This window comes from Sphingomonas jinjuensis (assembly GCF_014197105.1).
In the GTDB taxonomy this organism is placed as follows: domain Bacteria; phylum Pseudomonadota; class Alphaproteobacteria; order Sphingomonadales; family Sphingomonadaceae; genus Sphingomonas; species Sphingomonas jinjuensis.
The window spans coordinates 367435-383603 of the sequence record NZ_JACIEV010000004.1 but is presented as its reverse complement, the minus strand read 5'-3'; the positions used below and the strand labels follow the sequence as shown (position 1 = coordinate 383603).

Below are 16169 nucleotides of genomic sequence, written 5' to 3'. Positions count from 1 at the left end.
CGTCCGCTGTGAGCGGAGTGCCTGGCTCATCCCGGGGGGAAGTGACGCCGCGCGGAACGTCGGGGCGGCTGGGTCGCTATGACGGAGAGGCGCGGATCGCCTCGAGGAGAGGCGGCGTGGCGAAGGACGACAGGATGCAGACGGCAGGCGTTTCGCGGCTCGCGGCGCTGACCGCCGTGGCGGCGATGCTCGGCGCCAGTGCGCTGGTGGGACGCCGTAACGCACCCGATGGGACCCACCCCGGCATTCGCCGTTGGTATCGCAAGCTCGACAAGCCCGGCTACACCCCGCCCGACGCGGTGTTCGGGGCGGTATGGCCGGTGCTGGAGACGGGATTGGCAGTCGGCGGCTATCGCCTGCTGCGCCAGCCCTCGAGCCCCGCGCGCAACACCGCGCTGGGATTGTGGCTGGTCAACGGCGCGATGATCGGCGGATGGACCCAGCTATTCTTCCGCGAGCATCGGCTGGGCGCGAGCGCGGCCGCATCGGGTGCGATGGTGGCGACCGGCGCCGCCTATGTCGCCGCCGCTGCCAGGGTCGACAGGCCCGCGGCGGCGGTCGCGGTGCCGTTCGTCGCATGGCTCGGCTTCGCGACATTGCTGGCGGGGCGAATCTGGCGCGACAATCCTGAGGCGAGCCGATGAGGCGGGTGACCGTCTGGCATGATGGCCAGTGCCCGCTATGCCGGCGCGAGATCGCGTTGATGCGGCGGCTCGACCGCCGCGGCGCGATTCGCTTCGTGGATGTTGCCGGATCGGGCAGCTGCCCGATCGATCGCGAACAGATGCTGGCGCGCTTCCACGCCCAGGAAGATGGCGGACCGCTGCTGTCGGGCGCCGCCGCCTTTGCTGCGATGTGGCGTGCGATCCCCATGCTGCGGCCGTTGGGGATCGCTGCCCGCAGCCCCATCGTCCTATCTATGTTGGAGCAGCTGTATCGCGGTTTCCTGCGGATCAGGCCGCAGCTGCAGCGGTGGCTGATCCGACGGGAGGCGCGGGCATGAGGCCATCGCCCGATCCCGTCCGGCCGGGGCAGGAGAGCGTCTGGGACTATCCACGCCCCGCCGTGGCCGTGGCGAGCGATCGCCATGTCCGCATCGAGCATCGCGGCATCGTCGTGGCCGACACGCGTCGTCCGGTCCGCACGCTGGAAACGAGCCATCCGCCGAGCTGGTATATCCCGCCCGCCGACATCACGCCCGGCGTCCTGATCCCGTCCGACCGGCGGTCGTTCTGCGAATGGAAGGGGCCTGCGGTCTATTGGCATCTGGAGGTTGCGGGCGTGCGGCTGAACGACGTCGCGTGGAGCTATCCCCATCCCACGCCCGGTTTCGCGATGCTGCGCGATCACGTCGCCTTCTATGCGGCGTCGCTGGACCGCTGCCTGGTCGACGGCACGCAGGTGGTGCCGCAGCCGGGCGGCTTCTACGGTGGCTGGATCACGCCGGACGTCGCCGGGCCGTTCAAGGGCGTACCCGGCAGCATGGGGTGGTGACGCGCCCGCTGCCGGATACGCTGGCCGGTTGGGCGGAGGCGCCGCGGGTCCGCGCGCTTAACGATCGCGCGATCGCGGCCGGGGGGCGTTATGTCCTGTGCTGGTTGCAGCAGGCGCTGAGAGCGGTCGACAATCCGGTGATCGACGCCGCGATCCGGTGGGGCAACGCGCTGGGCCTGCCGGTGCTGGTCTATCACGGCATCCGCGAGGATTACCCCTATGCCTCCGATCGGCTGCACCGGTTCATCCTGACGGCGGGACGCGACCTGGCCGCCGGCTGCCGGGAGCGCGGCCTCGCCTGCGTCCACCACGTCGATCGCGAGGGGCGGCGTGAAAAGGGGCTGGTCCACCGGCTGGGCAACGAGGCTGCCGCGATCGTGCTGGAGGACCAGCCGACCTTCGTCGCCCGCTGGCAGGCGGAGCGCGTCGCGGCGCGGGCGACCGTCGCGGTGCTGGCGGTCAACGCCGCGTGCCTAGTGCCGCCGGCGGTGCTGGGCGGCGACATCCGCGGCCGATCGGGCTTCCTGCGCCGGCATGAACCGGAACGCGACCGTTGGCGGGCAAGCGAGGCCGAAGTGCCTTCGGTGTCGCCGTTCGCCGGCCCGCTGCCGTTCGCGCCCGACGACCTCGAGGCGGTCGATCTCGACGCGCTGCTCGTCGGATTGTCGATCGACCACGGCCTGGCCCCCAGCGCGTCGTTCCCGGGAGGACGGGCCGCCGCCGAGGCGCGGCTGCGGCGTCTGGTCGACGAGGTGCTGCCCGCCTATGCCGCCGTGCGCAGCGATGCCACGCGGCCCGACGGCGCCAGCGGGCTGTCGCCCTATCTCCACTTCGGCGTGATCGGCCCGCGCGAGGTGATGGCGGCCGTCGATGCCGCAAAGGCGGGCGCGAAACACAAGGCGAAGTTCGCCGACGAGCTGCTCGGCTGGCGCGAGTGGTTCCACTGGCAGGCACATGGGCTGCGGGCGCCGGAGCGCTACGACCGGGTTGCCGGCTGGGCGCGCGATACGCTCGCCGACCATGCCGGCGATCCCCGGCCCGACCTGGAGACGCTCAACGCACTGGTTCATGGCGAGACGCGCGACGAAAGCTGGAACGCGTGCCAGAAGCAGTTCGTCATCGACGGCTGGATGCACAACAACCTGCGCATGTACTGGGCGAAGCGGATCATCGCGATGACGCCGAGCCCCGAGGCGGCGTGGGCGACCGCCTGCTATCTCAACGACCGGCTCAGCCTCGATGGTCGCGATCCGTCGACCTACGGCAATATCGCGGCGATGTTCGGCAGCGGTGCGCCGGGGCGGGCGGACGTGCCGATCTATGGCGTGGTGCCGACGCGGGGCGACGGTTCGACGCGCAAGCGCGATACGGGGCCGGCGTGGCTGCGCGCCGCCGCGGAGCGTCCGGTGCCGCGGCTGACCGTACCGGCGACGCCGCCGGTCGACCCCTATCTGACCGGCGAGCCCGGCGTCTGACCGGCTCGACGGCCCGCGCGGCAACGCGTGGCTTCGGCTTGGCATAGCCGCGACGGCTTCAACCCCGGGGGCCAGCCGGCGATAATGCGCCATGGCCAGCCAGATCACGTTACCGCAGGGAATCGTCGAGGGACGTCGTCAGGACGGCGTCGAGAGCTTCCTGAACATCCCCTATGCCGCGCCGCCGGTCGGCGAGCGGCGCTTCGCCCTGCCACAGGCCGCGCCGTCATGGCCCGGCATACACGAACCCGACGCCCCGCGCGCCAATGCGCCGCAGCGCACCCGCGTCATCCCCGGCCTCGACGCGGTGCCGCTGATCGGACGGGGTTGGGAACGCGGCGATTCCTATCTGCTGCTCGACGTCCATCGTCCGGCGGGCGGCGGCGACAAGCTGCCGGTGATGGTGTTCGTCCATGGCGGCGGCTTCGTCGTCGGCAGCAAGGACGCGCCGGTGCAGCGCGGGGAGAGCTTCGCGCGCGACGGCGTGGTCTATGTCGCGATGAACTATCGCATGGGGATCGACGGCTTTCTGCCGATCCCCGGCGTACCGACCAACCTGGGACTGCGCGACGTCATCGCGGCGCTGGGATGGGTGCGCGATCACATCGCGGCGTTCGGCGGCGATCCGGCCAACGTCACGGTGTTCGGCGAGAGCGCGGGCGCGATGGCGATCGCCGACCTCGTCACCTCGCCGCTTGCCGCTGGGCTGTTCCGGCGCGCGATCATCCAGAGCGGGCATGGCGGCATGACCCGGCCGATCCCGGTCGCACGCCGTTTGGTGACGAAGCTCGCCAAGCTGCTGCGCGTCACCCCCGATGCCGCGGGCTTCGCGAGCGTCCTGCCGGGCGACGCGATGCTCGACGCGGTCGAGACGGTGTCGCAGCCGACCGCGCGGATCGACCTGCGCGATGCCGACGGGCGCGAGCCGGTGTTCGGCATCAGCCGCTTCGTGCCGGTCCATGGCGACGATGTGCTGCCGCTGCCGCCGCTCGACGCGCTGAAACAGGGCGCCGGTGCCGAGATCGACGTGCTGATCGGCAGTAACGCGGAGGAGATGAACCTCTACCTCGTCTCGACAGGCGTGCGCGAGAAGCTCAACAGGCTGCTTGCCTGGCTGGTGCTGCGCAAGTCGCAGCCGCGCGCGTGGGCCGTGCTGAAGGCCTATGGCATCGGCAAGACGACCGCGGGCCGAGCGCTGGCGGCGGCGATGAGCGACCTCGTCTTCCGCTGGCCGGCGCGGCGCTTTGCCGAGGAGCATCGCGGGCGCACGCACGTCTACGAGTTCGAGTGGCGTTCACCGCGCTACGAGGGCGAGCTGGGGGCGGCGCATGGCATGGAGCTGCCGTTCGTGTTCGACAGCCTCGCGACGACCGACCAGCCCGAAGGCATCACCGGCGAGGCGCCGCCGCAGGCACTGGCGGATCGCATCCACGCATTGTGGGTCGGCTTTGCACGCGACGGCTCGCTGCCGTGGCCGGCGTTCGATCGCGAGACGCGCCAGGTGCATCGCCTGGCCGCGGACGAAACGGTTCGCGAGCCGGCGATGCCCGCCGCCGCCTTCCTGCCCTGACCGGAGCACCGCGCATGTATCTCGATCGGTTGCGGCTCGACGGACGCCGCGCCTTGGTGACCGGCGGAGCGCAGGGCATCGGCTATTGCTGTGTCGACGCGCTCGGCGAGGCGGGGGCGCATGTCGTCGTCGCCGATCGTGACGGTGCGGCGGTTGAGGCAGCGGTGGCCGCGCTGCGCGTTAAGGGGCGGAGCGTCGAGGGCGTGCTCCTCGACGTGACGGTATCGGGGGATGTAACGCGGCTTGCCGACCGGATCGGCGCGCTCGACATCCTGGTCAACAACGCCGGTATCGCGCGCAGCGAGACGGCGGCGGAGGATGTCGCCGACGAACATTGGCTGGACGTGCTCAACGTCAACCTCAACGGCACCTTCTGGTGCGCGCGCGCCTTTGGCCGGCACATGCTGGCGGCCGGCGGGGGCAGCATCGTCAATATCGGGTCGATGTCGGGTTTCATCGTCAACCGGCCGCAGCCGCAGAGCTATTACAACGCCTCCAAGGCGGCGGTGCATCAGCTGACGCGCAGCCTGGCCGCCGAATGGGCGGATCGCGGTGTGCGCGTCAATGCGGTGGCGCCGACCTATATCGCGACGCCGCTCAACGCCTTCGCCGACAAACAGGGCGAGATGTACCGCCGCTGGATCGACGGAACGCCGCAGGGCCGGCTGGGCGAGCCGGAGGAGGTCGCGTCCGTGGTGCATTTCCTGGCCAGCGACGCCGCCAGCCTGATGACGGGCAGCATCGTGCTGGCCGACGGCGGTTACACCTGCTGGTGATCGGCGAAGCACACGATCCGATGCGCATAGCGGCGCTACCTTTCGGATAGGTCGTGATTGGGCCATGGTCGGGATCACGATGGGCGGGACCACCGCCGCTTCGAGAGGATCACCGGTCTCATGGACCTCAGCACCCCCGTCACCCGCGCGCCGATCGACCCCGGCTTTCTGAACCGACTGCGTGAGCGCTTCGGTTCTGCCTGCCACACCGGCGATGCGATGTTGCGCCAGCACGGCGCCAGCGAGGCGCATTTCGCGACCGTCCTGCCCGACGCGGTGGTCTTCGCCCAGTCGACCGAGGATGTCGTCGATCTGGTCAATTTGTGCGTGGAGGCCGGGGTGCCGATCGTGCCGTTCGGCGCGGGCACGTCGATCGAGGGCAATGCGGTGCCCGTGCATGGCGGCGTCAGCGTCAACCTGGGCGAGATGGACGCGATCCTGGCGGTCAACGCCGAGGACTTCGACTGCACCGTGCAGGCGGGCTGCCGCCGCGAGAAGCTGAACGAGCACCTGCGCGACACCGGCCTGTTCTTCCCGATCGATCCCGGCGCCAATGCGACGATCGGCGGCATGGCCTCGACGCGAGCGAGTGGCACCAATGCGGTCCGCTACGGCACGATGCGCGAGGCGGTGCTCAGCCTGAAGGTGGTGACGCCCGAGGGCAAGGTCATCACCACCGCCCGGCGCGCGCGCAAGTCGGCTGCAGGCTATGACCTGACCCGGCTGTACGTCGGCAGCGAGGGTACGCTGGGCATCATCACCGAGGTGACGATCCGGCTGCACCCGATACCCGACACCATCTCGGCGGCGGTATGCGGGTTCGACAGTCTGCAAGGGGCGGTCGCGACGGTAGTCCAGTCGATCCAGGTCGGCGTGCCGCTGGCACGGGTCGAGATCCTCGACGACATGCAGATCCGCGCGGTCAACGCCTGGTCGAAGCTGGGCCTGCCCGAGGTGACGACGCTGTTCTTCGAATTCCACGGCTCGGCGGCCGGCGTCGCCGAGCAGGTCGAGATGGTGAAGATGCTCGCTGCGGAAAACGGCGGCGGCGATTTCGCCTGGTCCAACCTGCCCGAGGAACGCGCCAGGCTGTGGAAGGCGCGGCACGAGGCCTATTATGCCGCGATTGCGCTGCGCCCCGGTGCGGTCGGCTGGACCACCGACGTGTGCGTGCCGATCAGCCGCCTGCCGGAATGCATCACCGCGACGAAGGAAGACCTGGCGCAGTCGAGCGTACCGGCGACGATCCTGGGCCATGTCGGCGACGGCAATTTCCACGTCATCTTCGCGATGGATCCCGCGTCGGCCGAGGAACATGCCGAGGTCGAGGCAATCAACGCCCGGCTGGTGCGCCGCGCGCTCGACATGGACGGCACCTGCACCGGCGAGCATGGCATCGGCCTCGGCAAGCAGGACTGGCTGGTCGAGGAGCTGGGCGATGCGGTCGACACGATGCGCGTGCTGAAGCGCGCGCTCGATCCGCGCGACCTGTTCAATCCCGGCAAGATCTTCGCGCTCTGACATGTTGATGTCGTCCGCCCAAACCGAGGTCGCCCAGCGGTCCTTCGCGCGTTCGCTGCCGGCGCTATCGATCCTGGCGCTGGCGATGCTGCTCGGCTTCGCCGCGATGCAGTCGTTCGGGACGGTGCAGGAGGGCGCCAAGGCGGAGATGGGCCTCAGCGACTATGCGCTGAGCCTGATCCAAGGGTTGAGCGCGGCACTGCCGCTGGCATTGTTCTCGATCCCGATCGGGATTCTGGTCGACCGCCATCACCGCGTGCGGATCATGATCGCGCTGGTCGGCGCCTTCGTTGCGGGCACGTGGGCGACCGCGCTGGCGAGCGGGCCGTGGATGCTGTTCGTCGCGCGGATGCTGGCCGGGGTGGGCGCGACCGGGGCGCTTACCGCCGCCTTGTCGCTGTCGGCCGACCTGTGCGCGCCCGACCAGCGCGGACGGGCGCTGGTGATCGTTGGGCTGGGCAAGTCGCTGGGCCAGGCGGCGGCGTTCGGGGTGGTCGGCGAACTGTTCGGCTGGTTCGTCGCGCATCCCGCGGCATTCGGCGGGATCGCGCCGTGGCGGGGATCGCACCTCGCGCTGGCGGCGCTCGCCACGCTGCTGATGGTGCCGTTGTTCTTCCTGCGCGAGCCGCCGCGGCGCGAGGTCGCGACGGGGCTGCACGCGCCGTTCCGCGTCGTCGCCGGCGCGCTGTGGCAGCGGCGCGGTTTCCTGCTGCCGCTGTTCCTGGGACAGGTCAGCGTGGTGATGGCGGATGCCGCGGGGGTGATCTGGGCGGCGCCGGTGCTGGCGCGCGTCTTCAAGCTGCAGCCGCAGGACTTCGCCGCCTGGATGGCGCCGCTGATGTTCGTCGCGGGCACCGCCGGCGCGGCGCTGGGCGGGGTGTCGGCCGACCTGGGCCAGAAGGGCGCGCGGCGGGGTGGGTTGCTGATCGGCGCGATCGTCGCGGCGGCGATCGGCATCCCGGCGGCGCTGTTCCCGATCGCGCCATCGGTGCCCGCCTTTGCCGTCGCGTTCGGCACGCTGATCCTCTGCGGATCGCTGACCGGTGCGGCCACGTCGGTAGCGCTGACCGTCTTCATCCCCAACGAGCTTCGCGGCCTGTGCATTGGGGCGTTCCTGGCGGTGGCGGGACTGATCGGTTTCGGGCTGGCGCCGACGTTGGTCGCGGCGACGAGCGGATTGCTCGGCGGCGAGCAGCATCTGGCGGGCGGGCTGGCCATCGTCGGCGTCGCGACCAGCGTCGTGTCGCTGATCGCCTTCATCGTCGCCATGCGGCGCGCACCGATCGGCCAGCGACCTATCTGAAAGCTCTTGCCTGAGCTATCTGAAAGGTGCATGACGTCTCTCGACTCGTACAACGGGCGGAGAGGCAGCATGAAAGACCGTATCGACGTATCGCCGGAGATGGTTGCCTTCGTCGGAGACGGGGCGCTGCCCGCGGGCGAATGGCCGGCCCGATCGATCGGCTTCAGCTTCCGCCTGGCGCCGGCGACGTTTGCGTTCCATCCCGATCCGATTGCGGTCGACATGCTCGCCGATGCCGATCTGGTGCTGGTCGTCAGCGCGGCGGAATGCGCGCGGATCTTCGGCACCGTCCCGACCGAGGGCGCATGCTGGCACGTGCCGACCGAGATGCGCGGGATCGCGCTCGCCATTACCGGGTGCCGGATCGAGGGCGCGCATGGGGTGACGCTGCGCCTCGCCAAGAGCATCGAACTGCTGTGCATGACCTTCGCCGCGCTGGCCGATGGCGGGCTGATCCCGGTCGACGGTGCCGGCGTGCTGTCGGCGGCCGAGGCGAAGCGGATCGCCGCCGCCCGGCGGCTGATCGACGAGCAGTGGCATGAAAAGATCACGCTCGACACGATCTCGCGTGCGTGCGGGATCAACCGCGCGAAGCTGACCCGCGGCTTCCGCTCGATGTTCTCGATGACCGTCGCCGACGCGATCGCCGATCGCCGCCTGCACGGCGCGCGCGACCTGCTGCTGGCGACCGACCTGCCGGTGTCGTCGATCGGCTATCGCTGCGGCTATCTCAACAACGCCAGCTTCACGCGTGCCTTCTCGCGCCGCTTCGGCCAGGCGCCCAGCCACCTGCGCGCGCAGGCGGCGGCATGAACGTCGCGGCACAGAGCGGCGGCTCGCTGGTCGACCGCGCGGTTCGGCGGGTTCGCCAATATATCCGCGAGCGCGACCTGAAGGTCGGCGACACGCTGCCCGGCGAAGGCCAGTTCGCGGCCGACCTGGGCGTCAGCCGCGCCGTGATGCGCGAGGCGTTCGGTGCGCTGGCCGCGCTGCGGCTGATCGACGTCGGCAACGGCCGGCGCGCGCGCGTCGGTGCGATCGACGGATCGGTGATGGCCGCGTCGATCGACCATGCGGTCGCCACCGAACAGGTGTCGACGGTCGAGGTATGGGACGTGCGCCGCACGCTGGAGCTGCGCACCGCCAGCCTGGCTGCCGAGCATCGCACCGACGAGGAGGCGGCGCTGATCGTCGGCCATGCCCGGGCGATGGCGCTTCATGCGCATGACATCACCAGCCTGATCGACCACGACATCGCGTTTCACCAAGCGATCGCACAGGCGGGGCGCAATGCGCTGTTCCACCAGATCGTCCGTTCGTTCGAGCCGCTGATGCGGGTCGCGGTGCCGACCGCCTGGGACACGCGCGAGACCGACGACCAGCGCGAGGCGGTGCTCGCGGTCCACCGCGAGCTCGGCCTCGCCATCGCCGATCGCGATGGCGCCCAGGCGGCGCGGCTGATGGATGCGCATTTCGACCAGTCGATCGCCAACATCATCGCCCGCTAGGCCGCCCTGCGCACAACACCGGTTCCGATCTGCACATCGACGCGACTACCACGACCCAGCCTATCTGATAGGCATACCTATCTGAAAGGCTGCACGAGCAGCTTGCCGGACATCGGCACGGACCAGGATGAGGGTGTGGACATGAAGGCAGGCTCCTTGCGCGTGGCGTTGCTGGCGGGTGTGGCGACGGCGTTTCTCGCGATCGGCTCGGCGAGCGCGCAGACCGGTCCGGCGACGACCCCGGTACCGCAGACCGACGATCCGCAGGCCGCGATCGATCCGGCACAGGCGACCGGCGGCGATATCATCGTCACCGCGACCAAGAGCAACGAGCGGCTGCTCGACGTTCCCGCCTCGGTCTCGGTCATCAGCGCGACCGACCTGTCGAAGCAGGGCGTCGTCCGCTTCGCTGACTATGCCGCGCAGGTGCCCGGCCTGTCGCTGACCAGTGCGCGGACTGGCATCACCCAGATCACGCTGCGCGGCATCACCACCGGCGCGGCGCAGCCCGGCTCGACCACCGGCTATTATGTCGACGAGGCGCCGGTCGGGTCGGTCAACGCCTATACCGGCGGCAATGCGATCACGCCCGATCTCGATCCCTCCGACCTTGCCCAGATCGAAGTGCTGAAGGGGCCGCAGGGCACGCTCTACGGCGCCGGTGCGGTCGGCGGATTGCTGAAGTTCACCACCGCCGCGCCCAATTTCAACGAGGTCGAGGCGCGCGGGCAGCTGGGCGTCACCAGCGTCGCCAAGGGCGACATCGGCTATTCGGCGCGCGGCATGGTCAACGTGCCGCTGGCGCCGGGCCAGCTCGTGTTCCACGCGTCGGGCTTCTATCGGCTCGATCCCGGCTATGTCGACAACATCAACCCGCGGATCGGCCGCGCCGACGTGAACCTGGCGCGGGTGCGCGGCGGTCGCGCCGTGCTGGCGATGAAGTTCGGCCCCGACATCCGCCTCGACCTGTCGGCGATCGGCCAGGACATCACCACCCAGGGCACCAACACCGTCGATGTCGACGCGGTGACCCAGCGCCCCGTCTACGGCGACCTCAAGCAGAACCGCTTCGCCGCCGAGCAGGGCTATGTCCGCTTCCGCCTGTACAATGCGACGATCCGCGGCGATGCCGGGCCGGTCGAGCTGGTGTCGTCGACGACGTATCAGCGCATTTCATACCGCGAGTTGACCGATGGCACGCGCGGCTATGGCGCGGCGCTGGGTCCGCGACTGGGGCTGGGCTCGACGCTGGGTGTCCGGCTCAACACGCTGAAGCATACCGACCGCTGGTCGGAAGAGGCGCGGGCGAGCAGCAACGGATTGTTCGGCGGGCTGCTCGATCTTCAGGCCGGCTTCTACTGGACGCTGGAGAACAGCCAGAACCGCATTCCCAACATCGACACCTTCTCGACGGTGACCGGCGCCGCAATCCCGCTGCCCGCGCTCGCCATCGCCAAGATCGATTCGCGCTATGAGGAATATTCGGTCTTCGGCAACGCGCGGATCCATTTCGGCGACAAGTTCGACATCCTCGGCGGCGTCCGCCAGGCGCACGACAACCAGAATTACCTGCAGGATTATCAGGGCCTGCTCGTCGGCCCGCGCCTGATCGTGCCGGGCAAGGAGAGCGCCGACGTCACCACCTGGATGGTCTCGCCACGCTTCCGGCCGTCGGACAATCTGACCGTCTATGCCCGCGCCGCGACCGGCTATCGCCCCGGCGGCCCGAACCCGGCGCCGCCGACCAGCACGACGGTGCCGCTGGTGTTCCAGCCCGATCGCCTGACGCAATATGAGGTCGGCCTGAAGGCGCAGGGCATGGATCGCAAGGTGTCGCTGGAAACGGCGCTGTTCTACACTGACTGGAACGACATCCAGATCCAGACGAGCGGCGGCGGCTTCAATTATCTGGTCAACGGCGGATCGGCGCGCAGCCAGGGCGCGGAAGCGACTCTGCGTATCCAGCCGGCGACCGGGCTGAACCTGACCGGCAACGTCGGCTATACCGATGCCAAGCTGACATCGGCTGCGCCGGCGGCGGGTGGGCTCGATGGCGACCGGCTGCCCTATGTGCCGCGCTGGGCGGGGTCGGTGAACGCCGACTATTCGGCGCCGCTGGGAGGCGACACCGCGCTGACGCTGGGCGCAAGCGCGAACTACACCGGCGATCGGATCAGCGACTATGCCAACCGCTTCCCCAAGCGACTGGGCGCGTTCACGACGTTCGACCTGCGCGCCGGCGTGCAGACCGGTGCCATCTCGCTGTCGGTGTTCGCGCGTAACATCACCGACAAGCGCGCCTATCTGATCACGCAGCAGCAGGGGCTGGCGCCGAGCAACACCTCGGGCGCCTTCTACGCCGCAGCGGTCAACCAACCGCGCCTGATCGGGGCGGAGGCCGCGTTCCGCTTCTGACTCGGCGACGTCGCCCGGCGCTCAGGTGGCGTCGCGGCGGCGGTCGGCGAGGATCATGTCGCTAGCCTTTTCGGCGATCATGATCGTCGGTGCGTTGGTGTTGCCCGAGGTGAGGCGCGGCATGATGCTGGCGTCGACGACGCGCAGGCCCGCGATGCCGTGGACGCGCAGGGCAGGGTCGACGACGGCCTGGCGGCCGTGGCCCATCGCGCAGGTGCCGACGGGGTGATAGATGGTCGCCCCGGCGGCGCGCGCGAAGTCGAGCAGTGCGGCATCGTCGCCGACGGCTGGACCTGGCACCGTCTCGCGCTCGATCAGCGCCGCCAGGGCCGGCTGCGCGGCGATCGCGCGGCCCTGCTTCAGCCCGGCGACGATCGTCTCGCGATCGAGCGGATCGAAGAGGTAGTTGGCGCGGATCGCCGGATGCTCGGCGGCGTCGGTCGAGCGAAGCCGTACCCAGCCGCGCGACTCGGGGCGCAGCTGGCACACGCCGAAGGTGAGGCCGGGCTCGCGCTCCAGCTCCATCGCGCCGCCGGTCGCCAGCTTCTGGCCATCGAGCGTCGCGGGCAGGATGTGGAACTGGAGATCAGGCGCCGCCAGTCCTTCGCGCGAACGGGTGAAGGCGGCGACGTGCGCGGCGGACAGCGTCAGCAGCCCGGTGCGGCTGACCAGGTAGCGCAGCACCTCCCGCCCCAGCGCCAGCCCGCGCGACTGGGCGTTGACCGAGGGTACGCCGCGCTTCAGCCGGAACTGCTCGCCGACGACATAATGGTCCTGCAGATTCTCGCCGACGCCGGGCAGGTCGGCGACGACGGGGATGCCGTGGTCTGCCAGCAGCGCGGGTGCGCCGATGCCCGACAGTTGCAGCAGTTGCGGCGAGCCGATGCTGCCGGTGCAGACGATCACCTCGCCGGCGGCGCGCGCCACCTGCCGCCGGCCATCGGCGACGAACTGCACCGCGCTCGTGCGGCCGCCCTCGATGACGATCCGCTCGGCATGGGCGCGGGTCACGATGCGCAGGTTGGCGCGGCTGCGGGCGGGGTTGAGATAGGCAGAGGCGGCCGACCAGCGGCGGCCGTTCTTCACCGTCAGCTGGAACCAGTCGACGCCCTCCTGCTCGGGCCCGTTGATGTCGCGATGGGGCAGCCCCCATTGCCGGCACGCCTCGATCACCGCCGCCGAGACGGGGTGCTTCGACGTCGGATCGGAGACGTGGAGCGGGCCACCCGCGCCATGGACCGCGTCCTCGCCGCCGAGCCGGTCTTCGCTGCGGCGGAAATAGGGCTCGACGTCGTCCGCGCTCCAGCCTTCGCAGCCGAGCTGTCGCCAGCCGTCATAGTCCGCCGCCTGACCGCGGATGTAGAGCAGGCCGTTGATCGACGATGATCCGCCCAGCACCTTGCCACGCGGCCAGACATGCTCGCGCCCGCCGGTCTCGGGATCGGGATCGGTGCGGTATAGCCAGTTGACCCGAGGGTCCTTCAGATTGGCGGCGTAGCCGACGGGGATGTGGATGTTGAGGTTGGCGGTGAATTGCCCCCGCTCCTTGCCGGGCCGGTCGTCGCCGCCTGCCTCGAGCAATAGCACTCGGCTCCTGCCGTCGGCGGACAAGCGGTTGGCGAGAACGCATCCCGCCGATCCTGCGCCGACGATGATATAATCGGCCGACCAGTCGGCGGTATCGTCGCGTCGCATGCGCTCTCTCTCCTAAACGCCGCTATTACCGGTCGTTAGGGGGACGCTAGATCATCGGCGGCGGCGCACCAAGCGGTTGCTTGCGCGCCGCGCACGTCGCGATGAACCCGGCGGCCATGAAGCGCGCCATGCGTTCCTTGACCGCGGCGAAATCCTCCGACCGGCACAGCCCGCCCGACAGCTTGTCGATCCGCCCGGTGCGCCCCAGCGTCAGCATCAGCGCGCCGGTGACGAAGTGATAGCCCCAGAACAGATCCTCCTCGGGGCAGTCGGGCAGCGCCTGCTTGAGGATCGCGATCAGGCGCAGCACGACGGCGTCGAAGTGGGTGTCCATCAGCTCGGCGCCCCATTCGGCGGTGTTGCTCATCTGCGCGCCGAGGCGGCCGAAATGGCGCCAGCCGATGTCGCCGCTGCCATAAAGGTCGAGGTCGGCATCGAGATAGGCGTGGAGCGCGCCCTCGACCGTGGGCTTGCCCGCCGCGTCGCGCTCATAGGCGTCGAGCGTGGCGAGCCGGCGCTCGATCGTCACCGGCGCCCGGCGCGCGATCACCGCGTCGAACAGCTCCTTCTTGTCCTTGAAGTAATAGTGAAGCAGCGTTTGGTGGACGCCGACCTGCTGCGCCACCTCCTTCAGCGTCACGCCATAGAGCCCGCGCTGCGCGAACAGCGCCTCGGCGGCGTCGAAGATCTGCTCCATCGTCTCCGCGCGCTGTTCGGCCTTCTTGTTCGGCCGGCGGGTGGGACGGGTCGGCGCGTCGGTCATGCTGCTCCTCTGCAGGCCCGCCGTCACCGCGGCAGGGGCCAGCGCGGTCATGGCCTCACCCATGCTCGGCCCGCAAGCGCATCTTGTCGATCTTGCCCGTCAAGGCCAGCGGCATGGCGGCGACGCGGACGATCGTTTCGGGCATCCACCAGCTGGCGATGCGCCCGCGCAGCGCGTCGAGCAGCGTTTCGTCGGAGAGCGCGGCGCCCTGGCGTTCCTCGACGATCAGCACCGGACGCTCGCCCCATTTGGGATGCGCGCGGCCGACCACGGCGACGAGCGCGACGTCGGGCAGCGCGCCGACGATCGCCTCGATCTCGCCGGGATTGATCCATTCGCCGCCCGACTTGATGAGGTCCTTGGCGCGACCGGTGATGCTGAGGTTGCCGTCGGCATCGATCCGCGCGAGATCGCCGGTGTCGAACCAGCCGTCGGCGTCGGTCGCCGGTTCGTTTTGGCCGAAATAGCGCTCGACCGCGCTGGCGCCGCGCACCCACAGCCGCCCCTCGCCGCCGCGCTGGTCGGCGAGCGGCACCCCCGCCTCGTCGGTCAGGCGCAGGTCGACGCCGAGCGGCGGGCGACCCGATTTCGACGACAGGCGGGTCGGCTGGGTGGCGGGGGTGACAGTGCCGACCGGCGACAGCTCGGTCATTCCCCAGCTGGTCTGGACGATGACGCCAAGCCGCTCCTCCAGCCGATCCATCAACGCCTGCGGCACCGACGAGCCGCCGAGCAGGACGCGCTGGAGCGAGGGGAGCGTGGCGCCGGTGTGGTCGAGATGGTCGACCAGCCCCAGCCATACGGTGGCGACGCCGGCGGCGACGGTCACGCCTTCGTCGGCGATCAGCCGCGCTAGGCTCGCGCCATCCTGGTGGCGGCCGGGCAGTACCAGCTTCGCGCCCGCCGCCGGTCCGGCGAAGGCGAAGCCCCAGCCGTTGGCATGGAACATCGGCACCGCGACCAGCACCACGTCGTGCACACCGATCCCGATCACATCGGCCGCCAGCGAGTGCATGGTGTGGAGATAGTTGGACCGGTGGGTATAGGTAACGCCCTTGGGCGAGCCGGTCGTCCCCGAGGTGAAGCAGAGCCCCGCAGGCGCGTTCTCGTCGAACCCGCCCCAGGGCATCGCCGCGCCATGGGCGTCGAGCAGCTCGTCGAGCCGCCAGATGCGGACGCGGTCGGACTGCGGCAGCGACGCTTGCGTGCCGGCTTCGTCGAACAGCACGACATGCTCGATCGTCGGGCAGCGCTCGAGCAGTTCCTCGACCAGCGGCGCGAGGCTTGGGCTGACCGCGAGCAGGCGATTGCCCGCCTGGTGGATCATCGCGGCGAGATGGGCGGGGGCGAGGCGCGGGTTGAGCGTATGGCAGACGATGCCGATGCCCATCGCGCCGTACCAGCATTCCATGTGCGCCTGGCTGTTCCAGGCCAGCGTGGCGAGGTTATCGCCGGCCGTAAGCCCGAGCGCGGCGAAGGCGCCCGACAGGCGGTTGGCCCGGTCCCGCAGGCTTGCGTAGTCGATCCGGCTGCTGCCGTCGTCGCCACCGGTCACGACCTCGGTCCCTCCGTGCCACTTCGCGGCGTGGTCGATGAACTTGTCGAGGGTCAGTGCATAGGGCTGCATCGAGCCGGGGGTCATGGTGGCG

General features: G+C 70.0%; 14 protein-coding genes. 11 read left to right on the top strand and 3 right to left on the bottom strand.

Annotated elements, in window-relative coordinates; translation table 11 throughout:
* Positions 1–116 precede the first annotated feature (116 nt).
* The 11 genes from GGQ80_RS09315 (at position 117) to GGQ80_RS09265 (ending at position 12062) form a co-directional block, all read left to right on the top strand.
* Positions 117–644, top strand: a complete 528-nt coding sequence (locus GGQ80_RS09315) for a TspO/MBR family protein (RefSeq protein WP_343050981.1) — start codon at positions 117–119, stop codon at positions 642–644.
* Complete coding sequence (locus tag GGQ80_RS09310; RefSeq protein WP_183984013.1) at positions 641–1003, top strand: thiol-disulfide oxidoreductase DCC family protein; 363 nt, start codon at positions 641–643, stop codon at positions 1001–1003. Before GGQ80_RS09315 ends, GGQ80_RS09310 begins: the two co-directional genes overlap by 4 nt.
* Positions 1000–1494 carry a DUF427 domain-containing protein gene (locus GGQ80_RS09305; RefSeq protein WP_183984011.1) on the top strand — a complete coding sequence of 165 codons (495 nt, stop codon included), beginning with the start codon at positions 1000–1002 and terminating at the stop codon, positions 1492–1494. The genes GGQ80_RS09310 and GGQ80_RS09305 overlap by 4 nt, the downstream gene beginning before the upstream one ends.
* Positions 1488–2969: a deoxyribodipyrimidine photo-lyase gene (locus GGQ80_RS09300; RefSeq protein WP_183984009.1), complete on the top strand. Its 1482-nt coding sequence runs from the start codon at positions 1488–1490 to the stop codon at positions 2967–2969. The genes GGQ80_RS09305 and GGQ80_RS09300 overlap by 7 nt, the downstream gene beginning before the upstream one ends.
* A 91-nt stretch (positions 2970–3060) precedes the next feature.
* Positions 3061–4539 (top strand): carboxylesterase/lipase family protein, encoded by a 1479-nt coding sequence (locus GGQ80_RS09295; protein ID WP_183984007.1) that lies wholly within the window; start codon positions 3061–3063, stop codon positions 4537–4539.
* 14 nt (positions 4540–4553) lie between these two features.
* The gene (locus GGQ80_RS09290) at positions 4554–5315 is read left to right on the top strand and encodes an SDR family NAD(P)-dependent oxidoreductase (RefSeq protein ID WP_183984005.1); all 762 of its coding nucleotides are present in this window, start codon (positions 4554–4556) and stop codon (positions 5313–5315) included.
* Positions 5316–5435: 120 nt separating this feature from the next.
* Positions 5436–6836, top strand: coding sequence for an FAD-binding oxidoreductase (locus GGQ80_RS09285; RefSeq protein ID WP_183984003.1), 1401 nt, complete (start codon positions 5436–5438; stop codon positions 6834–6836).
* A 7-nt stretch (positions 6837–6843) separates the two neighbouring features.
* Positions 6844–8139: an MFS transporter gene (locus tag GGQ80_RS09280; protein WP_183984121.1), complete on the top strand. Its 1296-nt coding sequence runs from the start codon at positions 6844–6846 to the stop codon at positions 8137–8139.
* 69 nt (positions 8140–8208) lie between these two features.
* Entirely contained in the window at positions 8209–8952 is a 744-nt protein-coding gene (locus tag GGQ80_RS09275; protein ID WP_183984001.1) for a helix-turn-helix transcriptional regulator, read from the top strand.
* Positions 8949–9647, top strand: coding sequence for a FadR/GntR family transcriptional regulator (locus GGQ80_RS09270; RefSeq protein ID WP_183983999.1), 699 nt, complete (start codon positions 8949–8951; stop codon positions 9645–9647). Before GGQ80_RS09275 ends, GGQ80_RS09270 begins: the two co-directional genes overlap by 4 nt.
* Positions 9648–9788: 141 nt before the next feature.
* A complete protein-coding gene (locus GGQ80_RS09265; protein WP_183983997.1) occupies positions 9789–12062 on the top strand; it encodes a TonB-dependent receptor in 2274 nt (757 codons plus the stop codon).
* A 21-nt stretch (positions 12063–12083) separates the two neighbouring features.
* Here GGQ80_RS09265 and GGQ80_RS09260 read toward each other — a convergent pair whose 3' ends face one another.
* From GGQ80_RS09260 to GGQ80_RS09250, 3 genes are read right to left on the bottom strand one after another with little or no spacing between them, the layout of a single operon-like run.
* Positions 12084–13757, bottom strand: a complete 1674-nt coding sequence (locus GGQ80_RS09260) for a GMC family oxidoreductase (protein ID WP_183983995.1) — start codon at positions 13755–13757, stop codon at positions 12084–12086.
* 46 nt (positions 13758–13803) lie between these two features.
* Complete coding sequence (locus GGQ80_RS09255; RefSeq protein ID WP_343050979.1) at positions 13804–14571, bottom strand: TetR/AcrR family transcriptional regulator; 768 nt, start codon at positions 14569–14571, stop codon at positions 13804–13806.
* Positions 14572–14575: 4 nt separating this feature from the next.
* Positions 14576–16162 carry an AMP-binding protein gene (locus GGQ80_RS09250; protein WP_183983993.1) on the bottom strand — a complete coding sequence of 529 codons (1587 nt, stop codon included), beginning with the start codon at positions 16160–16162 and terminating at the stop codon, positions 14576–14578.
* Positions 16163–16169 lie beyond the last annotated feature (7 nt).